Annotated in this window: 17 protein-coding genes; 16 read left to right on the forward strand and 1 reads right to left on the reverse strand. The window is 52.2% G+C overall.

Features of this window, described 5'->3' with window-relative positions; all coding sequences use genetic code 11:
* The first annotated feature begins 25 nt into the window (after positions 1-25).
* The 10 genes from DFP98_RS20755 to DFP98_RS20800 all read left to right on the forward strand — a co-directional run bounded on the left by DFP98_RS20755 (position 26) and on the right by DFP98_RS20800 (position 16,535).
* Positions 26-667, forward strand: a complete 642-nt coding sequence (locus DFP98_RS20755) for a BUD32 family EKC/KEOPS complex subunit (RefSeq protein ID WP_116062524.1) — start codon at positions 26-28, stop codon at positions 665-667.
* Positions 668-790: 123 nt separating this feature from the next.
* A complete protein-coding gene (locus tag DFP98_RS20760; protein WP_116062525.1) occupies positions 791-3,910 on the forward strand; it encodes an apiosidase-like domain-containing protein in 3,120 nt (1,039 codons plus the stop codon).
* Between the two features lie 31 nt (positions 3,911-3,941).
* Positions 3,942-6,416: an apiosidase-like domain-containing protein gene (locus tag DFP98_RS20765; RefSeq protein ID WP_116062526.1), complete on the forward strand. Its 2,475-nt coding sequence runs from the start codon at positions 3,942-3,944 to the stop codon at positions 6,414-6,416.
* 178 nt (positions 6,417-6,594) lie between these two features.
* A complete protein-coding gene (locus DFP98_RS20770) occupies positions 6,595-8,310 on the forward strand; it encodes a sensor histidine kinase (RefSeq protein WP_181917827.1) in 1,716 nt (571 codons plus the stop codon).
* Positions 8,307-9,854 carry a response regulator gene (locus DFP98_RS20775; protein ID WP_116062528.1) on the forward strand — a complete coding sequence of 516 codons (1,548 nt, stop codon included), beginning with the start codon at positions 8,307-8,309 and terminating at the stop codon, positions 9,852-9,854. The genes DFP98_RS20770 and DFP98_RS20775 overlap by 4 nt, the downstream gene beginning before the upstream one ends.
* Before the next feature lie 134 nt (positions 9,855-9,988).
* On the forward strand, positions 9,989-11,347 hold the full coding sequence (locus DFP98_RS20780) for an ABC transporter substrate-binding protein (RefSeq protein WP_116062529.1): 1,359 nt from the start codon (positions 9,989-9,991) through the stop codon (positions 11,345-11,347).
* Positions 11,348-11,414: 67 nt separating this feature from the next.
* On the forward strand, positions 11,415-12,296 hold the full coding sequence (locus DFP98_RS20785; protein WP_116062530.1) for a carbohydrate ABC transporter permease: 882 nt from the start codon (positions 11,415-11,417) through the stop codon (positions 12,294-12,296).
* On the forward strand, positions 12,296-13,138 hold the full coding sequence (locus DFP98_RS20790) for a carbohydrate ABC transporter permease (RefSeq protein WP_116062614.1): 843 nt from the start codon (positions 12,296-12,298) through the stop codon (positions 13,136-13,138). Before DFP98_RS20785 ends, DFP98_RS20790 begins: the two co-directional genes overlap by 1 nt.
* Positions 13,122-15,842 (forward strand): alpha-L-rhamnosidase, encoded by a 2,721-nt coding sequence (locus DFP98_RS20795; RefSeq protein ID WP_116062531.1) that lies wholly within the window; start codon positions 13,122-13,124, stop codon positions 15,840-15,842. The genes DFP98_RS20790 and DFP98_RS20795 overlap by 17 nt, the downstream gene beginning before the upstream one ends.
* A gap of 162 nt (positions 15,843-16,004) precedes the next feature.
* Complete coding sequence (locus DFP98_RS20800) at positions 16,005-16,535, forward strand: dihydrofolate reductase family protein (RefSeq protein WP_116062532.1); 531 nt, start codon at positions 16,005-16,007, stop codon at positions 16,533-16,535.
* Between the two features lie 90 nt (positions 16,536-16,625).
* Here DFP98_RS20800 and DFP98_RS20805 read toward each other — a convergent pair whose 3' ends face one another.
* Positions 16,626-17,099, reverse strand: coding sequence for an SRPBCC family protein (locus tag DFP98_RS20805; protein ID WP_116062533.1), 474 nt, complete (start codon positions 17,097-17,099; stop codon positions 16,626-16,628).
* A gap of 49 nt (positions 17,100-17,148) precedes the next feature.
* On the opposite strand from DFP98_RS20805, the gene DFP98_RS20810 reads away from it, so the two are divergent.
* The 6 genes from DFP98_RS20810 (at position 17,149) to DFP98_RS20835 (ending at position 20,508) form a co-directional block, all read left to right on the forward strand.
* Entirely contained in the window at positions 17,149-17,625 is a 477-nt protein-coding gene (locus DFP98_RS20810; protein ID WP_116062534.1) for a winged helix-turn-helix transcriptional regulator, read from the forward strand.
* 330 nt (positions 17,626-17,955) lie between these two features.
* On the forward strand, positions 17,956-18,264 hold the full coding sequence (locus DFP98_RS20815; protein ID WP_116062615.1) for a PadR family transcriptional regulator: 309 nt from the start codon (positions 17,956-17,958) through the stop codon (positions 18,262-18,264).
* The gene (locus DFP98_RS20820; RefSeq protein WP_116062535.1) at positions 18,261-18,608 is read left to right on the forward strand and encodes a DUF1048 domain-containing protein; all 348 of its coding nucleotides are present in this window, start codon (positions 18,261-18,263) and stop codon (positions 18,606-18,608) included. Before DFP98_RS20815 ends, DFP98_RS20820 begins: the two co-directional genes overlap by 4 nt.
* A 9-nt stretch (positions 18,609-18,617) precedes the next feature.
* Positions 18,618-19,004, forward strand: coding sequence for a DUF1048 domain-containing protein (locus DFP98_RS20825; RefSeq protein WP_116062536.1), 387 nt, complete (start codon positions 18,618-18,620; stop codon positions 19,002-19,004).
* Positions 18,988-19,746 (forward strand): ABC transporter ATP-binding protein, encoded by a 759-nt coding sequence (locus tag DFP98_RS20830; protein WP_116062537.1) that lies wholly within the window; start codon positions 18,988-18,990, stop codon positions 19,744-19,746. The genes DFP98_RS20825 and DFP98_RS20830 overlap by 17 nt, the downstream gene beginning before the upstream one ends.
* The gene (locus DFP98_RS20835) at positions 19,747-20,508 is read left to right on the forward strand and encodes an ABC transporter permease (protein ID WP_116062538.1); all 762 of its coding nucleotides are present in this window, start codon (positions 19,747-19,749) and stop codon (positions 20,506-20,508) included.
* Positions 20,509-20,523: the final 15 nt, after the last annotated feature.

A 20,523-nucleotide genomic window follows, 5' to 3' on the forward strand; every position in this document is an offset into this window, starting at 1 on the left:
TATGATCTGAAACAGGAGGTAGCACATGAGTTCTATTCTTAAGGTTATAGAAAAGCTAAAGTTGAACGCTTTAAACATTGAAGACGTTCCAGAATCATTTAGTTCAGATGTATACAAACTTACTCTTGCCTGTGGAGAAACCGTTTTTGTAAAAATCCCATTTAACAAGGATAAACTATTCCGTGAATTTCAGATGCTTGAAACATTAAAGGATATAATACCTGTTCCTAAGGTATTGGACATTTGGTACGGGGATGAAAGTACGACTGGGGCATTGCTTCTTTCGTCAATTCAAGGTATGCCGTGTACAGGAGAAGTTGATAAAAAACTCTCTTATGAAATTGGCGTGTATCTTGCTATGCTCCATGAAGTTAGAACCCCCGGGTATGGTTACCATGTAACCGATGGTTTTAAGCAACTTGACCAAAATAATTGGAGAATGCATATCAAAAGGAATTTTGAAAAGTGGAAAGAGCCATGTAAACAGATTCTCGACTCAAAATTTCAATCGATTCGACCTATGTTGGCTCTGGAAAAAGTGCTGCCTTTTTATGATTTTTACGATGCTTTCTGCGCAGTTGTTTGGTGTAAAAACAGAGGAATTGAAAAAAATCAAACTTTCCTTCAGGAAAATATTGTTACCTTAAGGAATACGGTGGGCTATTGAAGCGGATTGAAGAGAAAAATAGAGAATAGTTTTTTTAAAACAAACACATGTCCATAAAGCTCTTATTCCCTTAATCTATTTTTGAAAGCGCTTCATAGATCATACAGGGAGGATAAGTTAGCGATGAAAAGAAAAGCAACGCTATTAACGGCTTCGATGGTCCTGTTTTTTTCAATGGTTGCGGGGCAGTTGATGATTTCGGTTCCGAGAGCGCACGCCGCCTATACTACCGAATCGTGGAAAGCGGTAGACATTACCTTGCACAGCTCGAAGAGCTACGCCAATCCTTATATGGACGTGGAGTTAAATGCCACGTTTGTCGGACCCGGAGGAGTAAGCCTGACCTTGCCCGGTTTTTGGGATGGCGGGAATACGTGGAAAATTCGCTTCGCGCCTACGATTGCCGGGAATTGGTCGTTTACGACCGCCTCTTCCGATCCGACGGATACGGGGCTGCACGGACAAACCGGGACTGTACAGAGTCAACCGTATTCCGGCTCCTTAAGCATCTACAAACATGGATTCTTAAAGTCGGATTTGTCCAATCGCTTCCTGACCTACAACGACGGGACTCCTTTTTATTGGCTGGCGGACACCCATTGGATGGGGCTGTCTTATCGGGAAAGATGGGATGCCTCCAACGATTCGAGATGGCCTTCTCAATATAAGGGAATGGTGGACAAACGGGTTAAACAAGGCTATTCGGTCTACCAGATGAACTTTTTCGCTTTCGAACAGGGCGACGTAAGTTCAAGCGGGACTTACAACGAAGGCGGCCATGTCTGGAACTACGACCGATTCGACGCCAACGCGTCGAGCTTTATTACCTCCAGCAGCCTGTACGACAGTTACGTGGCTCATCCTTCCAAAGCTCTGGACGACCGGGAAGGGACGATGTGGAAGGCTGACTCGAACGTTTATCCGCAGTGGCTATCCATCGATCTTAAAGCGAATACGGCGATTAGCTCAATCGAAACCTTATTCGGGGAAAACGACGTTTGGAGCTACAAGATCGAAGGCTCCTCGGATAACGTCGCTTACACGACTCTGATCGACCGCACGGCCGGAGCAGCGGGAGATTCCTTCACCGATTCCGTAACGGCGACGGCCAGGTACGTGCGGATTTCGATTATGGGAGCGGCGGGAGGAAGCGTTCCGTCCATCCGGGAATTCAAGGTGCGCAGCGCAACGAACGACCTGTTGAACTGGAACGGTTTCGCTTCGGACCTAAACCCCGGCTTCTGGCAAAATAGCGATCTTCGCATTCAGTATGCCGTGGATCAGGGACTGGTCGTGGCGCTTGGCATCGATTGGGGGCGTCTTCTGGACAGCGGCAACGAAGAGGATTATAAGAGGATGGCCCGATATATCGTCGCCAGGTACGGCGCTTATCCGACGGTCTGGACGGGCGGCGGAGAATACGGCCAAGGAAGCGCGGCCAGCTGGAAAAGCGTGCTCGATTACACTTACTCGATAGACGCATACAAGAGGGCCAATACGCTTCATAACGATTACACGAACACGATTGCGTTTCGCGACGACGACGCCTATCATTTCGATTTTCTGCAGAGCGGACACGGGGCGTTACGGGACAAGAGCTACTGGCTGGAGCATTACAATGCGACGCCGACCAAGGTCGTCATCGAAGGCGAAGCCAATTACGAGAATATTAACGGCATTCCGTCCTCTTACACGAGGGAAACGGCATGGAATGCGAATATGGCGGGCAGCGCGGGCTTCTCCTACGGCGCCGAAGGATTATGGCAGGCCACTTGGGACAGCTCCGATACCTGGCAAGTGTGGGGCGGGGATCCGACTCCTTGGAACTTGGCCATCGACAAGCCGGCCGGAGAACAGATGCGGTATATGAAGGATTTCTTCGAAGCCGCCAATTGGTGGACGCTGGAACCGAATGCTTCCGCGATTTCTTGGAGCGGCGCTCCTCCCGGAACCCAAAGCCCAGCCGTCAAAACGAACTCGGATCGCTCGACGGTCGTGGCGTACTTGCCTTCGGCTATAACGACCTACAGCGGGATTCTGAACGGATTAAACGCTGCGGACACCTATTCGGCAAAATGGTTAAATCCGCGTACCGGAAAATATACGACGATCAGCCCGGGATTCTCCCCGAACGCGTCGGGGCAATGGAGCATTCCCGTCCAACCCTCCGCGGAAGATTGGACGTTATGGGTGTCCAAGGTCACGAATGCGGCGAACCCTCCCGTGATGAGCACGGGCGGAGGCACTTACGATTCGATGCTTGGCGTAGCGATGACATCGATAACTAGCGGCGCAACGATTCACTACACGACCGACGGAACGACGCCGACGACGGCAAGTCCGATCTACACAAGTCCGTTGCTCATCACGTCGCCTTCGCCGGAGACCCTTGTCCTGAAAGCCATTGCGGTAAAGAGCGGGATGGCAAGCAGTCCGCAATCGATCGAGTACTACAAGCTCTTGTCGGAGAATGCAGCTCTTAACCGTACCTACAGCAGCTCATCGCAATACGATGCCAACCAGACTGCCGCCAAAGCCTTCGACGGCGCGGCCACTAACTGGCAAGCGGCATCGGGACGTTACGCCAATGAATGGCTGCAAGTCGATTTCGGAAGCCAAACGACCTTTAACACCGCCGTCATAAGCGAATACGGGAACCGTACGACGGGATTCCGGATCGAATACTGGAACGGATCGGGGTGGGCCGCGGCCTATACCGGAACGACTATCGGCGACTACGGCTCTCCTCTGACGGTTACTTTTCCGTCCGTAACCGCGAGTAAAGCAAGGCTCTATTTTACGGGCGGCACGGGTTTCCAGCCTATTATTTACGAGCTGGAGCTCTTAAAACGAAACCACGCCAGCCATAAGCCGACATCGAGTTATGCCGGCTCATCGCAATATGATGCCGGTCAATCCGCCGATCGCGCGTTTGACGGGTCGCTGGCCACCAACTGGCAGGCAGGCCATCATTTGTTCTCGGGGCAATGGCTTTCGGTGGACTTCGGACAACCGGCAACTTTCAGCAAAGCGGTCATTACGGAGTACGGAAACCGCACGACAGGCTACCGAATCGACTATTGGAACGGCTCCGCATGGGCGACGGCCTATACGGGAACGACCATCGGCGATGCGAATACGCCAAGAACCGTTACTTTCCCCGCGGTCACGGGAAGCAAAGCCCGACTCTATTTTACTTCCGGGTCGGAGCAGCCTATCATCTACGAGCTTGCGATCTATTAAAACGAAATCGGAATAAGGGGGAAGCCGACGAATGAATAGAAGTAGAAGATGGCCGGTCCAAATCGCGGCGTGCTTGCTTGCGATCGCACTGTGGCTCGGAGCGACCGCTCCGGAGAGTTTCGCGATCTCGTCGCCTTCGGGTCTGAAGGTCGAGCAGTGGAAGGTCGCGGAAATTAAATTGACCAGTAAAAAAAGCTATGCGGACCCGTTCAAGGACGTTGAAGTAACGGCGGTCTTCGTAGGTCCGGATCGTACGGTCATCACCCGGCCCGCCTATTGGGACGGCGGGAATACGTGGAAGATCCGGTTCGCGCCGACCCGACCGGGGACGTGGACCTATCGGATTACCGCTTCCGATCCGTCCGATAAAGGGCTTCACGGTCAGACCGGCAAAGTGCTGAGTCAAAAATACAAAGGCGATCTGGCGATTTACAAGCACGGATTTCTGAAGGTCGGCGACGGCGGCAAGTATTTGAGTTATGCGGACGGCACTCCGTTCTTTTACTTAGGGGACACGCATTGGATCCTGCCTCATGAGCGATTCTCGTCGTCCAACGCCCCCGGAGTGGCTTCTCAGTTCAAGTACACGGTCGATAAACGCAAAAACCAAGGATTTACCGTATACCAATCGGAGCCGATCTGGCAACCGCACGGCGGAACGCACGACGGAGCGGACGAGGAGAAAACGGCGAATTTAAGCGACGGCTTTACCGCGGCCGATTTGGAGGGCTTTCGAAATCTGGACCGCAAGTTCAAATATATCGCGGACAACGGACTCGTTCATGCGAACGCGCAAGTGACCTGGGCGCTGGACCCGGCGGAGAATCCGATCTATACCGAGGACTACATGTCTCGAATCGCGAAATATTGGGTGGCCCGGTACGGCGCTTATCCGGTGATCTGGACGATCGCCCAAGAGATCGACAAAAACATGTACGGAAACTACGATGAAAAGTCGATGGGCAAGTGGTATGCGGTAGGACAGAGCTTATCTGACAACGACGCTTACGGACATCCGATCATGCCGCATATGGAGAGCACCAATTCGACTCTCCCGGCAAGTTCCAGCTGGGCCGACAAACTGTATCACGACGGATGGGCGGTTCAATGGCAGGGCAATCTATCCGGCATGAGAGTAGCCAAGTCCTTCTGGGAGGCTTCCTCGTCCAAACCGGCGGTGTTATACGAAAGCGGCTACGATCAGTTTTGGACCGATAGCAGAGGAGCTCTAGGCGCGGCATACAAAGCGTTTCAGTACGGGATGTACGGATACGGATATGGGGCTGCGGGCGTATGGAACGATATTTATTCCAAAAAGGGGCAGCCGGGCGACTTCGGAACGGCTTCCGAAATGCCCGACCGGTACTTCTGGTGGTATGACGGCGCGAATTTGAAGACGGGGGATCAATTGACCGACTTCAAAAGGTTTTATACGTCGCTGAGCTGGTGGAAACTGATCCCCCGATTTAACGACGGAGCATGGGCTTCCTTTAACGACACTACCCGATCGTTGCTCTCGTCCGACGGTAACGAAACTTACGTCGTCTTTTTCTACAATAACGACACGGCCACCGGAACCCTGAAACAATTGGATCGGACCGCGACTTACGAGGCATATTGGTTCGACCCGCGCACAGGACTGTACTATTCGATTCCCGAGAAGGTTCAAGCCGCTGACTCGAGCTGGTGCATTCCCGCCAAACCGAACAACGAGGATTGGGTGCTGCTGCTCGAAAAGCAAAAGAAAGGGAAGAAGAGCGATAAGAACAAGCCGAAAGCGACCCTCGATCCGGCGATTCGGCAAGCGATCGCCGATTCCTTGCTAGCCGAACCGCGCTGCCCCGCTCAGACCGGCGAGAACGGAGAACTGCCCGCGCCGGTATCGACTTGGAAATTCGATGAGAATTCCGGGAACGCGTCGCCTGAATCATCGGGAGCAGGCGACGCCGCGCAATTGAAAAACGGAGCTAAGATCGAAGCCGGGGGAGTATCGGGCAGTAGGCTTACTCTGGATGGCCTTGACGATTACGCGGTCATCGACAGCACCGCACTGAATGGCAAAGAGCAATTTACATTGTCCTTATGGATAAACTTGCAGAGGCTGCCGCAGCTCAATTATTCCTTGATCGGCAAAGAAGGAGGGGATGCGGACAATGCGTTCCGATTAACGATTTTACCAAGCGGAGCGGGTCATTTCGTCATGAGCACGTCGAAAACGAGTTGGTACAGTACGGTTGCGTCCTTCGATTGGCCCCTGCAGACCGGCCGATGGCACCTGGTTACCGTGACTTACGACGGGAAAAACGCGCGCGTATATATTGACGGAGAGGAAGAAGGGATGAGCGGTGAGATAAACGGAGGACTGACGACAGTGGAGAGCCCGATCCGTCTCGGGTATCAGTCGGCTTCCAATATCGAATACGCGCAAGTCCGAATGGACGAATTACGATTGTATGACCTAGCGCTGACGGGCGACCAGGTAGCCAAGCTCTACTCGCTGCGCTAAGAGTGCGAGCCCAGGCATGAAGTCGAGCCCCTTCCGGAGATCCCGGCAAGGGGCTTTTGCACTTGTCAAATAGAGAATAGAGAAAGTCATTTCCCGCATTGACTGGGGACGGGGCCTTCTGCGAGGATAGAGAAATACCGTAACTCGAAGACGCACGATGACAGGAGAGGTTCGCCGCATGAAAATCGTTCGGTTCGTTCGATCGAAATTGCATTACAAAATGATGTTGATTTATTCGCTATTAACGCTGATTCCCTTGATTATTGTAAGCGCTACCTTCTATGTGACTTCGAAAAGAATTCTCGAGAATAACGTCGATCAATCTTTCGAACGAACGATGGCCGAAACCTCGGACAAAATCGACGGGGTTTTTAAGGCGTTTGCTAGGGAAGCTTCCGGCATCGGCGACAATCGGTTCGTCAACGCGCTCCTTCGCAACGCTTCCATGCCGGATCGGTATCCGCTTGCGCCGTCCGAAAGGGACGCTCTGGAGGAAAGGGTAGAAGAAATGCTGCGGATCGAATTGGAGGACATGAGCAAGAACATCGGCGATTTCGCCGATTCGATTCACCTCTTCGACGCGGAGGGCAAACATTATTTCACGGGCTCCAACCCCGACATCCAGTATTACGAAGCGATCGTCATCATGCCGTTCGAGAAGCAAGGCGTGCCGGAATGGGCTTTTTTCGTCGATCATCACCGGTTGATCTGCAATCTGCAGCTCGTCGATCCTGAATTGGGAACGGTTCTCGGAAATTTGGTCGTTTTGCTGGATCCGATCAAAGTACCATCGCTATACGACTCTTACGATAGGGGTTCCTTTTTCATTACGAGTGCAAGCAACGTCGTGTTGTCCTCCGACCTTCGGCAGTCGATCGGAGAGCTGATTCCTTCGCCGGCGACGAGGGATACGATCGCGACGGAAACCAAATCCAAATCGACGGGATTCAAGTATGTAAGCCGGATCCCCGTGTCGGAAGCGAGCGCGGGAATTCGGAGATTGGCCGTCTTCTCCGTCGCGGTCGCGCTTGCAGCCTGGATAGCGGTCATCGTCATTACCTATTACGTGCTGCGAAAAATCACCAGTCCCTTGGCCACCCTGAGCAAGCTCATGCGTAAAGCGGAAAAGGAAAACTACCAATTAATCGAAAACTTCGGGTCCCACGACGAGATCGCGCAGCTGTGCCACAGCTTTAACCGGATGATTCTGGAAACTAAGGATTTGATTCAGAAGGTCTATAAAGCGGAGCTCGAGCAGAAGGAGGCGCAGCTGGCGGCGATCCGGACCTATTTCAATCCTCATTTTCTGCATAATACGCTTGAATACGTAAGCATTCTAGCCAAGTCCAACGATAAGATCGAACGGATCCCTTACGTCGTGAAGAGCTTATCCAGCATTATTCGATTTTCGATATCGCCGGGCAAACCGTTCGTTCCCTTGGACGTTGAGATGAATTTCGCGAAAATCTACATGCAAATCCATCAATATCGTTTCGAAGACCGATTCGAGTACGGGATCGACCTGCCTGAACACTTGAAGCAGGTCGAAGTTCCGAAGCTGATTTTGCAACCGATCATCGAGAACGCGTTCGTCCATGGAATCGATCATATTCGCGGGATAGGCCGCATTGATATCCGAGCCTACGAAAGCCAGTTTAACCTCGTCATCGAGATCGAGGACAACGGCGGCTCCGCGCAGCCTCCGGCTCGCGAATCCAAAGGAATGGGATCGGGTCTGAAGGGAATCGAATCCCGGATTCGGCTGCATTTCGGAGAGCGCTACGGAATCGAGAAACGTCAAGGCGAGCAAGGGATGATCATCCGGCTTCTCTTGCCGATCTTATTCAACGAGCCTGCGGAATTATCAACTAGAGAGGGGATCGCATCGCCATGAAGCTCTTTATCGTAGACGACGAAAAAGCCGTCAGGGATTACGTGGTTTCCCTGCCGGCCTGGGACAGACTTGGTTGCAGGATCGTCGGGCAAGCGGCAGACGGATGGGAGGCCTACGAAACGATAGCCGGAACGAAAGGAGACGCGCCAGACGTATTGATCACCGATATTCGCATGCCTTACATGGACGGCATCGAATTGACGAGACGCGTTCTTGAGGAATTTCCGGAGATGAAGGTGATCTTCCTGACCGCATACGGCGAATTTGAATATGCCAAGCAGGCCGTTAAGCTAGGCGCCGTGGACTTCATTACGAAGCCGTTCCACGAGGACGAGCTCGTGGAACGAGTGAAGTGGATCAAGGATCACCGATTGGATCGACGGAGACCCGAATGGGTTCAACAGGAAGAATGGATTCGAACGCTGTTGAACCCCGCGATGTCGGACGGGGAAAAGCCGGGTTCGCTCGGAAAGCCGGAAGCGATGAATCAAGCGGCAGTGTTCCTCTCCATCGAAATCGATAACGCAGGGATTTTGGAGGATACGGGCAACCCCTTTTCAAACCTTGCTTTACGCGAGATCATCGCCGATGTCATGTCGTTATACCCGCACCTGTACTGGTCGGCGTTGTCGCCAAGCGGCGTTTATTTAGTTCTGTTCATGCTCCCGGACGTATCGAAGGAACAATCGGCGCATGAAGCAATGGAGATTGCCCGACACCTTCTCGACGCCATCCGAGCTTCGCTGGCCTTCAGCGTTTCGATCGGCATCAGCGATCGTCTGTCCTCCGCGAGGGAGCTTCGCAAAGGACTGGACGAAGCTCGGAGTTGCTTGGATTACCGTATGCTGATCGGGCGGAATTCGATCGTCGCTTATTCCGCCATGCTGTCGATGAGGGAACAGAAGCGGGAGCAATCGGAGACGAAACGTTCCGAGCTGTCCGACCTATTGCGCAGGGGGGACGAAATCTTCGTTTCTGAATATTTAAGAACTTTGAACAGAACGTTCTTAATGGAGGGGTTAAGCAAAACGCGCATTCAGGAAGCTTGTACGGAAATAGTTGAGACGGCGGGACAAGTGCTCCATTCCTTCGGCATTCAACAGAGTCCGGAAGAGACGGTTGCCGTTCGCAAAAGCGTTCTTGCTTTTACAGTTCTTTCCGATTTGATGACTTACATGGAACAATTTCTGAAGAAAACGGCGACTCTTGTCGGTCATGCCAGGCAAAGTTCGTCCGCCCAATATATCGATTCCGCTATGAAGTTCATCGAATGCCGTTATATGGAGGACATTACGCTGCAAATGCTGGCGGACGAGCTATTCGTCAACTATTCGTATCTAAGCAGGCTCATCAAGAAAGAAACCGGTCGAAATTTCAGAGATTTGTTATGGGAGCACCGGATCGAAGTCGCCAAGGAAAAGCTGACGACGACCAACCTGAAGCATTATGAAGTCGCTTATGCTGTGGGGTTCAAGGACGCCGCCCATTTTAGCCAATTGTTCAAGAAAACGACCGGGAAAACGCCCGGAGACTATAAGGGTTAAAGAAAAATACAGAACAGTTCCTGACAAATAGACACATGTCGAATCCAGGCGAGATTCTTTAATCTTAAGACAAGGGAGACGCCATCGTCTTGTGGCGCCGAAACCCAACCTAACATCCAGGAGGTCAAATTCTAGTGAAAAGAAAAAGAAACAGAATGCTTCTTGCGTCGACCCTGGCGCTGGCCACGCTGCTCTCGGCATGCGGAGGAAACGAGGCTAACGAAGCTCAATCTTCGAAAACCCCGGATGCGCCCGCTTCCGGAACTAGCGCAACCTCGTCCGGTAATGACGACGCTTTTACGATCCGACTCGGAGCCTGGTTCATCGACGACAGGCCGTACATGCAAGAATTCAAGACTAACGTCGAGAAGGCATACGAGCAGAAATACCCGAACGCCTCCATTCAATGGGACATTACGCTGGGGGATACGTATTCGGATAAGCTGAAAGCGGAGCTGGCCTCGGATACGGCGCCGGACGTTTTTTTCCATCAAGGCAAAACCGCGGCATTCGGAGAAGTCGGTTATTTGGCGGATTTGTCCGGGGAGTCGTGGGCGACGGAGCTGAATCCGGGCGCAAAAAGCGCCTATTCGTTCAAGGACGCGGTATACGCGCTGCCTATGGGCATCGCCGCGAGCGGAATCTGGTACAACAAAAAGATCTTCGCCGACTTGGGAATCGAAGTGCCGAAAACCTGGGCGGAGATGGATGCCGCGTTTGCCAAAATACAATCGGCAGGTTTTACGCCGGTGGCGGCGGGTTTCAAGGACGTATGGACGGCGAGCATGACTTTTAATCTGTGGATGCAGCCTTACGGCAACGAGAGCAGTCCGACTTACGGCAAAGACCTTTACGAAGGCAAGAAAAAACTGGACGGTCCTGAAGTTCAAGCAGTCATGACGCATCTGCAAGAGATGGTCGAGAAGGGTTACCTGAACAAGACCGCGCTGAGCATCGACTGGCCGCAATCCGCGGAGCTGTTCAGTTCGGGGAAGGCGGCTATGATCGTTCAAGGTCCGTGGATGCCGGGAACCGCGGAAGAGAATTTCCAAACGAAGGGACATACGCCGTTTGATATCGGCTACTTCCCGTTCCGCACAGACAAAGGGTATGCCAAGCTGTCTCTGGGCATCGACCAGTCGCTTTCGGTAAACGCCAAAACCAAACTTATGCAGCAAGCGAAAGATTTAGTCGACGTCATCGCTAGTCCGGAAGTGTACGGACCGTTTAACGTAGGCAGCGGAACGGTTCCGGCTATCCAGGGGATGCAGCTCGACTATCCGAATTCCGCGCTAAACGAATATTTGAAGGTTGTCGACGAGACGGAATCCGGTATGGGGTACGAAACCTATTTGCCGGCGTCCGCGATGACGTCGCTAGTAGAGACGTTCACGAAAGTGGCTTCGGGCCTCAAGTTCGATCCGAAGGATTTGACGGAAGCCCAGAAGAAGCTGGATAAAGACAAAGGCACGGTTATCCTTCCGGCCGAGTAAAACCATCCATTCCAATTCGACCGGCCGGCTCATCGAGCGGCCGGTCGAATAGTCAGCAGGTGAGATCATGTTGAAACCGAGCGCGCGGGAGTGGTGGACCGGCTTCTGGTTCATCCTTCCGGCAACGGCTTTGTTCATAGCGTTCGTATATTATCCGTTCGCTTCAAGTTTGTACTATTCGTTTACCGAATGGGATTCCATTCGTCCGGCCAAGTTCATCGGCTGGGACAACTATGCATTCCTGCTCGAAGATTCCAAGATGCTTCAGGCGGCGAAAAACACGCTCTGGGTCACCTTGTTCGGTATCGTCGTCCAGAACCCCTTATCCTTGTTATTGGCCGTCTTGTTGAACCGCCCCTTCAGAACGAAAATTTTACTCAGAGTCGCGTTTTATTTGCCCGTGGTCGTCAGTCTCGTGGTCACCTCGATCGTGTGGGGGCAAATCCTGCAGTACGACGGCTTGCTGAACGGCCTGCTGGAACGAATGGGGCTGCAAGCCTGGGAGCGGGATTGGCTGGGAGACACGCGCTCCGTGTTCCCGACCCTCATCGCCCTGACGCAGTGGCAGGGGCTCGGCTATTGCGCGGTCATTTACTTGGCCGGATTGCAGGCCATTCCCCAAGATTTGTACGAAGCCGCGAAGATGGACGGCGCCAAGGCGGTCAACCGGTTCGTGCACGTGACGCTTCCGATGCTCATGCCCGCGACGACGATCGTTGTATTTCTGACCATCGTAGGCGGTCTGAAGATGTTCGATATTCCTTATGTCCTGACCGGAGGCGGCCCCGGCTCGTCGTCCTATACGCTCACGCTTGCGATCTACAACGCCGCATTCCGGGAAAACACATACGGCTATGCCATCGCGGGCGGAATCGTTCTGATGATCTTCATTATGGCGGTTACGCTGCTTCAATTGAGGATCATGCGGCGCAAGGAGGTGGAGATGTAATGGGCAAGCTCTTAGCTAAGCGGAAGGATCCCGGGAGCGCGGCGCTGGAGATCGGAATGCTGCTGACCGCGTTGCTGTTCTTATATCCGATTTTTTATCTTATATTGACCAGCTTTAAATCTCCGGATCAATTGTATCAGCCCTTAAGCCTACCCGATTCCTTGTATTGGGGCCATTATGAGAAGGCCATTGCGAAAGTCGACGTTCCGCTTGGTTTCTTCAACACGCTCGCAATAAGCGTCGGTTCGATCGGGCTCATGGTCGTCGTTTCCTCCATGGCGGGTTACGTCATTGCCCGTATTCCGCGCAAGTTCTTTCAATTTCTCTTTTACTTCTTCATCTCGGGTATGGTCATTCCGCTGCAGACGGGAATGATCCCCTTGTTCAAGATGGGAGTTGCCTTGCATTTGATCGATACGCGCACCTTCATGATTCTATTGTACGCGGCGGGCGCGCTCCCGATGGCGACCTTCATGTACGCGGGGTTCACGAAGTCCGTTCCGAAGGAAATCGAAGAATCGGCCGCCATCGACGGATACGGAAAATATCGCGCGTTCTGGCTGATTATTTTTCCGCTCCTGCTTCCGGCGACCGGGACGCTTATTATGTTGAACATCTACGGAATCTGGAACGATCTTTTCGGTCCGCTGCTTTATTTGAAGGATCCCGCTAAAATGACGTTGATGGCGCAAGTCGTGCAATTCAAAGCGAATAACCAATCGATCGATTACGGTCCGATTTTCGCGCTGTGCGTCATGGCGACCTTGCCGCTGATCGTTCTGTTTTTCTTCACCCAGAAATATATGATGAAAGGACTCGTCGACGGTGCGATTAAAGGTTGATCAGAGCAAGACAGAGGAAACCCGCAGGTCCGAAGCGACCGAATTCGGCGTTGCCGATCTTCGCGTCGAATATAGGCTTAATCCGCTCGGCATCGGCGTGCGCTTTCCCCGATTCAGTTGGAAGCTTTACGGAACGGGCAGAGGAATCCGGCAAGCCGGATATCGGCTCCAAGTGTCCGAGGGCGATCCGCATTTCCGAAGTCCAATCTGGGATTCGGGGGGAGTGGACTCGGATCGGTCCGTCCACGTCGGGTACGAAGGAGAGGCGCTTAAATCCCGTCAAGTCTACTACTGCCGAGTGCGAGCCAGGGATATCAAAGGCCGGGAAAGCGACTGGCAGAACGCCAGCTTCGAGACGGGAATATTGGATTTTCGAGAGTGGATCGCGCAATGGATTACATTCGACCCGGAGCGGCGGAATCTCCCGGCGGAAGTTGTGCCTCTATTCCGCAAAGCTTTCGAAGCGAAATCCCCGATTCGATCCGCGCGAATCTACGCGACCGCGCTCGGAGTATACGAATTGGAGCTTAACGGCCGCCGCTTGAAGGACCAGTTGTTCGCGCCGGGATGGACTAGCTACCATCACCGACTCCAAACGCAAACCTACGACGTGACGGAGCAGATCCGGCTTGGCGGCAACGCAATCGGAATCACCGTCGCGGACGGGTGGTACAAAGGCAGGATCGGCGGGCATCCCCGCGATTTTTATGGGGATCGCCGAGCCGCGCTGCTTGAATTGCATCTCGTCTACGAGGACGGCAGCGAACAGTCCGTCGCGACGGACGGCACTTGGCGGGCGGAGACCGGTCCGATCGTCATGGCTTCCCTCTACGACGGAGAGACATACGACGCTAGACTCGAGAAAGACGAGTGGAGCCTGCCGGAGTACGACGATCGGAATTGGCTGCCCGTCGATACGATGAAACGCGGCAAACAAATGCTCATCCCGCAGGAAAACGTACCGACGGTAATCGTGCGAGAGCTTAAACCGGAACGGGTCTTGGGATCCCCGACCGGAGAAACGATATTGGATTTCGGCCAAAATCTGACGGGATGGGTTTCATATTCGGTGACGGGGGAAGCGGGAACGCTTGTCGAACTGACCCATGCCGAAGAATTGGATGCGTTCGGGAACCTGTATGTCGACAATCTGCGTTCCGCGAAGCAGAAGACAAGCTATATTTGCAGAGGAACGGGGAACGAACGATATGAACCGCGTTTCTCGTTTCAAGGCTTTCGTTATGTGAAGGTGAGCGGGTATCCTGGAGACTTGCTTCCCGAATCGTTTACTGCGCACGTCGTCAGCTCGGACTTGGAAGAGACAGGGACGTTCGAATGTTCGGATCCTCTGGTCAACCGTTTGCAAAGCAACATCGTGTGGGGGCAACGAGGAAACTTCCTCGACGTGCCGACGGATTGCCCCCAGCGCGACGAAAGATTAGGATACACGGGCGACGCGCAGGTTTTCGTTCGGACGGCCGCCCACAATATGAATGTTGCCGTTTTCTTCGCCAAGTGGCTTAGAGACTTGAAGGCGGACCAACTGCCGAACGGCGGCGTGCCTCATACGATTCCGGATACGCTGCCGGGATGGGAAATGCATTCCGCCTCGGGATGGGGGGATGCGGCGGTCATCTGTCCGTGGACGATCTACTCTTGTTATGGAGATTCGCGCGTGCTGGAAGAACAATACGACAGCATGAAAGCATGGGTCGAATTCCTGCGCGAATCGGGAGAGCAGGAGTTTCTTCGGAACGAAGGTTTCCAGTACGGAGATTGGCTGGCACTGGACGCACCCGCAGGAAGCTACGCGGGCGCGACTCCGAAGGAGTTGATTGCGACCGCTTTTTACGCCTATTCCGTGAGCTTGCTCGCCAAATCCGCGCGCGCGTTAGGGAAGGAAGGGGACGTCGCCCTATACGAAGAACTGTTCGCGAACGTTCGCGACAGTTTCAATCGAGAGTTCGTTACGCCTACGGGAAGGCTGGCGTCTCCGACCCAAACGGCGCACGTGTTGGCGCTTCGATTCGGATTGGTTGAAGGCCCGATCCGCAAACAAGTGGAGAAAAGCTTCATTCGGCTCCTCGAGGAAACGGATTTTAAGCTGACGACCGGATTTCTGGGAACCCCCTATATCTGCCCGACGCTTTCGGATATCGGCAGAAGCGATTTGGCGTATCGACTGGCATTGTCGCGTCGTTTTCCGTCATGGCTCTATTCCGTCGAACAAGGGGGGACAACGATCTGGGAGCATTGGGACGGTCGGAAGGAAGACGGTTCTTTCTGGAGCGCGGACATGAATTCCTTTAATCATTACGCTTTCGGGGCGATCGGAGAGTGGTTCTATCGCTATGTAGCGGGAATAGACACGGATGAAGCCGCGCCGGGCTTCAAGCATATTCGGATCAAGCCGCTTCCAAGTCCTAGTCTTACCTATGCCAAAGCGACCTACCAATCGATGTACGGAGAGATCGTGTCCGGTTGGAGGCTGGAGAACGGGGAGATGAACATGAAAGTCGCAATTCCCCCGAATACGACGGCTACGCTCGTCTTGCCGAACGCGCTGCAAGATCGGGTGACGGAGAAAGGCATAAGGCTGGGCGAGGCGGAAGGAGTTCGGATCGTCGCGCTCCACGAAAACCGCGTGACGTTAGATTTGGAATCGGGAACCTACCAATTTCGATATCAATGGCGTACCTGTTAGCGAGAATCGATAACACAGATGATAACAGGCTGGTGACAATATCGGCAGACTCTTCCACTTACGAGCAGGATACATTGGCTTTACCTCGAATATACAGTGATAGAGAATTTGTACGATAACATCGAGGGAACGGTTGATAAAAAAAGGAGGAGAGTCAGTCGCATGGCAAAGTTCGTTTACTCATTGAACCAGTCACTGGACGGTTTCGTCGACCACATGGCATTTCGGCCCGACCCCGTGCTATTTCGTCATTTCATTGACGACGTGCGCGGGCAAGCGGGAATCCTCTACGGGCGCCGCATGTACGAGATCATGCGGTATTGGGACGAAGACCAATCTGAGTGGGATGCACCGGAACGGGAATACGCAGCGGCGTGGCAAAGCAAACCGAAGTGGGTTGTGTCGAGAACTTTAAAGTCCGTCGGTCCAAACGCATCTCTGATCGAGGGCGACCTTGAAGCGGCCATAAGTGAGTTGAAGGCTCAGCATGAAGGAGTGATTGAAGTTGCCGGGCCGGAGTTGGCGCACGGTCTAACGGAGCTCAATCTCGTTGATGAATATCGACTCTATCTCCATCCGGTCGTGCTGGGACACGGAAAGCCGTTCTTCGCCGGTCCGCGGCCGCCGCTGCGCCTCGTGGCAAGCGATCGAATTGGCGAGCAGGTGATCAGATTGACCTACGTTCCAGATTAGTTGTGCGGTTGACCCGGCGGCCTAATAGGGCGCGTTACCTTAATAGGGATTCTCCGGCTGTAGCGACAGTCAGAGGATCCCTTATTAAAGTTAAGAATTCTTTATGCCGTGTTTGTTTGCAATTTGCTCGCTTTGGTTGGGCTGGCCCTTGCCCTTGGCGATCAAGTCGCGAAGACTGCCGTTTATGTAGATGCCCCAGGAATCCGTACAGACGGCATAGCACTCATACGTTGGAACGAGGCCAAGGTGTGTAAATCGAACTTCTGTTTTTCCGTCTTTCTTGGCGATTTCAAAAACAAGGTCGGTATCCGTCCACTCGTTCTTGTCCTTTACGAAGTTAAAGTAGTTGTCAGTAACGTGCCAAACCACCTTGTTACCTGGAACAAGATCGGTGATTTGGATGGTACAACGGTGAATATCCTGGTAGTGGTACTTAAATTCACCGAGTTCGTCGGTAGTGCCCTCAATTTCCTCAGACCACCATCCGCGGACGTTATTAATGGCGGCGAAGACTTTTTCGGGGCTTTGGTCTACCGTAAAAAAAGTGCTGTAACTTTGATTCATGCAAATGATCTCTCCTCGTTAATTGTAGACTACACACCGAGTATAAATTTTGTACTTGCAATTTGCAAGTACAAAATTGCAAAATGCAAGTACGGATTGTATAATCATTCTCATGAAAAAGCGACCTTCATCCGTTTGTCCAATCGTATATGCGCTCGACCTATGGGGTGATCCCTGGAGCCTAGTCATACTTCGTGACGTCCTTATCCATAACAAAAGGTATTACCGCGAGTTTCTTGCTTCACGCGAGCGCATCTCAACTAATATTTTGAGCGCACGTCTCCAATCACTGATCGAAGGAGGCCTGCTCGTCAAGATAGAAGGAGATTCAAATCGCGCACAAACTATGTACCGCCCCACACAAAAGGCGCTTGACCTGTTTCCGGTCGTTTTTGCCATTATGCACTGGGGCCTGAAATACAACCCCAATACCGATATGACGATTCCGATCATGCAAGAACTAAAAACAAACGAGAAAAGGCTGGAGCAGCGTCTTTTGCAAAATTTCGACGATATTACAGATTAAGAGGGGCATATGGGGAGATCTGATTGGATTCCAGTACCTTAGTGTCTTTTACTTATGATAACGAAGAGCTTCGTCACGATCGAGCAGAATGACTGAAAATGTGGAATTGAGGGAACACAAGGAGCAGATTGCCAGTGGCAGCTGCTTCTTTTTTTATTGGACGGTCAGCGCAACTATATCTTTACTGGTCGAATCAATAATCGTGTCTGAACCATGTTGTCGCTATTGACAATTCGGCTACTGTGTGATACTTTGTAGTGGTAGTAAGTAATACTGCATACCAGTCATGCGGAGTAGCGAGGAGTGATTGTACTGGAAAACTTAACTGAAATGCTCAAAGGCGTGCTTGAGGGCTGCGTTCTTGAAATAATAAGCCGGGAAGAAACTTACGGCTACGAAATCACGCGGCGGCTGAACACTCTCGGATTCACCGATGTTGTGGAGGGAACGGTGTACACCATCCTGATCCGGCTTGAAAAAAACAAGTTGGTAGAGATCACAAAGAAGCCCTCCGACCTGGGACCGCCGCGAAAGTTTTTCGCGATCAACGACGCGGGGCGGGAGGAGCTGCGGAAGTTCTGGGAAAAATGGGAGTTCGTGTCCTCAAAGATGAATGAGTTAAAGGAGAGAAGAGAATGAATTTTTGGGAAAAAATCACCGGCAGCGACATGACGAAGGCAATGAAAGCTTTTGAATCGCGAGCCCAAAAGCTGCCGGCTGAATATCAAGCCGCATGGGCAGAAATCCATCTTAATATTTGGAAATACTCGGATTTCACTGGACGCAACCTCATGCCGATTCTTGACGGCGTGCTTGGCCTGCTCGAAGAAACGGCAGCGGACGGCCAGAGTGTCCAAGAGGTTTTGGGCGACGATATCAAAGGCTTCTGTTCAGCGTTGGCCGGCGAAGAAGGAGCAAAATCACACCGCGACAAGTGGCGCGAGCAACTTAACAATAATATCGCCAAAAAATTAGGTAAATAGGAGGATAAAATGAAAATACAAGATATCATCCAAGGCAAAAAAGAATGGCGAGCGCACATGGCACGCGTCAAGGCGCTCCCGCGAGATTACCAGATTGTTTATAAAGAGATTCAAAAATATTATTTTAAGGTCGGCCCCGTTGCACTAACCGACGGTACAGGTTTGCTATCGGGAATTATTGATCTTTTTGAAGAGGGAGCAGCCTCGGGGAAAGAGGTGCTCGATGTGACGGGCAGCGACGTAGCGGCTTTCTGCGACGATCTAATCAAAGATTCCAAGACTTATGCGGATATGTATCAAGAATCCGTTGACCAAGAAGTTAACAAGGCCCTGAAAAAAGTTGCGGGCAAATCAAAATCAAAGAAAGAGGAGGATGGCGATGGAGAACTTAATTGAAGCGAAAGGTTTGCGAAAATCTTTCAAGAACACGGAAGTTCTAAAGGGCGTCGATTTTGAAGTGAAGCGAGGGGAGATTTTCGCCCTGCTCGGCTCGAACGGAGCAGGTAAGACGACGATTGTCAGGATTCTTTCCACACTGCTCAAAAAGGATGGGGGAACCGTCACCGTAAACGGGTTTGACGTCGCGTCAAAACCCGAGAATGTACGACATGCGATCAGTTTGACCGGGCAATTTGCCGCCGTGGACGAAATATTGACCGGAAGAGAAAATATGATCATGATTGCAAAACTGCGGCATCTCAAAAATCCGCGTCAGATCGCGGATGATTTACTGAATCGCTTCCGCTTGACCGATGCCGCCAACCGCAAGGTGTCCACCTATTCGGGCGGTATGCGCCGCAGGCTCGACATTGCCATGAGCCTGATCGGAAACCCGCAGCTCATTTTCCTTGACGAGCCGACCACAGGGCTTGATCCTGAGGCACGTATGGAAGCCTGGAAGATTGTCAAGGAGCTTGCCGACTGCGGCACAACGGTATTCCTAACCACGCAGTATTTGGAAGAAGCCGAGCAGCTTGCAGACCGTATTGCCATTTTGCACGAGGGCAGGATCATCGCAGTCGGCTCGCTCGCGGAGCTGAAAAAGCTGTTTCCGCAAGCGAAGGTGGAGTATGTTGAAAAACAGCCGACATTGGAGGATATATTCCTCGCTATTATCGGCAAGAAGGAGGCCATGTAAATGGAAACTCACTTTTTCAGCGATATGGGCGTTATGCTTGGACGTTCTATGCGCCATATTTTACGAAGCATGGACACTATTTTCACGGTTTGTATCACTCCGATTGCAATGATGCTGATGTTCGTCTACGTGTTTGGGGGCGCAATCCAAACCGGTACCGATAACTATGTGAACTATCTGTTGCCCGGCATCCTGTTAATTGCGATTGCAAGCGGCATATCTTATACGGCTTACCGACTGTTTCTGGATAAGCAACGGGGCATTATCGAGCGATTCCACACTATGCCGATTGCCCGTTCCTCCGTGTTGTGGGGGCACGTGCTGACCTCTGTCGTATCCAATATCATTTCTGTTGCGGTAATCTTTCTCGTAGCGCTCGTTATGGGCTTTAATTCATCGGCGGATGTCCTGTCTTGGCTTGCCGTAGCCGGCATTCTCGTGCTGTTTACGCTGGCTTTGACCTGGGTCGCGGCGATTGCCGGATTGTCCGCGAAAACGGTGGAAGGGGCTAGCGCGTTTTCCTATCCGCTTATCTTCCTGCCGTTTATCAGTTCGGCTTTTGTACCGACCGAAACGATGCCATCTGCCGTACGCGTCTTTGCCGAAAACCAGCCGGTAACATCTATCGTAGAAACCATCCGCTCTCTACTGTCAAGTCAACCGGTAGGCAATGAGATCTGGGTTGCTCTTGCGTGGTGCGTAGGTATAATGATTGTCGCCTATCTATTTGCGGTACGTGCGTACAATCGGAAAGCAGCTTAATCTTAATGTTCGAAG

The organism is Cohnella phaseoli, assembly GCF_003386235.1.
GTDB lineage: Bacteria > Bacillota > Bacilli > Paenibacillales > Paenibacillaceae > Cohnella > Cohnella phaseoli.

Coding starts and splice junctions, on each gene's coding strand:
- DFP98_RS20815 (WP_116062615.1), top strand. CDS start 17,956: ATGCTCAAAGGCGTGCTTGAGGGCTGCGTTCTTGAAATAATAAGCCGG.
- DFP98_RS20835 (WP_116062538.1), top strand. CDS start 19,747: ATGGAAACTCACTTTTTCAGCGATATGGGCGTTATGCTTGGACGTTCT.
- DFP98_RS20760 (WP_116062525.1), top strand. CDS start 791: ATGAAAAGAAAAGCAACGCTATTAACGGCTTCGATGGTCCTGTTTTTT.
- DFP98_RS20785 (WP_116062530.1), top strand. CDS start 11,415: ATGTTGAAACCGAGCGCGCGGGAGTGGTGGACCGGCTTCTGGTTCATC.
- DFP98_RS20830 (WP_116062537.1), top strand. CDS start 18,988: ATGGAGAACTTAATTGAAGCGAAAGGTTTGCGAAAATCTTTCAAGAAC.
- DFP98_RS20765 (WP_116062526.1), top strand. CDS start 3,942: ATGAATAGAAGTAGAAGATGGCCGGTCCAAATCGCGGCGTGCTTGCTT.
- DFP98_RS20820 (WP_116062535.1), top strand. CDS start 18,261: ATGAATTTTTGGGAAAAAATCACCGGCAGCGACATGACGAAGGCAATG.
- DFP98_RS20790 (WP_116062614.1), top strand. CDS start 12,296: ATGGGCAAGCTCTTAGCTAAGCGGAAGGATCCCGGGAGCGCGGCGCTG.
- DFP98_RS20755 (WP_116062524.1), top strand. CDS start 26: ATGAGTTCTATTCTTAAGGTTATAGAAAAGCTAAAGTTGAACGCTTTA.
- DFP98_RS20770 (WP_181917827.1), top strand. CDS start 6,595: ATGAAAATCGTTCGGTTCGTTCGATCGAAATTGCATTACAAAATGATG.
- DFP98_RS20800 (WP_116062532.1), top strand. CDS start 16,005: ATGGCAAAGTTCGTTTACTCATTGAACCAGTCACTGGACGGTTTCGTC.
- DFP98_RS20825 (WP_116062536.1), top strand. CDS start 18,618: ATGAAAATACAAGATATCATCCAAGGCAAAAAAGAATGGCGAGCGCAC.
- DFP98_RS20805 (WP_116062533.1), bottom strand. CDS start 17,099: ATGAATCAAAGTTACAGCACTTTTTTTACGGTAGACCAAAGCCCCGAA.
- DFP98_RS20775 (WP_116062528.1), top strand. CDS start 8,307: ATGAAGCTCTTTATCGTAGACGACGAAAAAGCCGTCAGGGATTACGTG.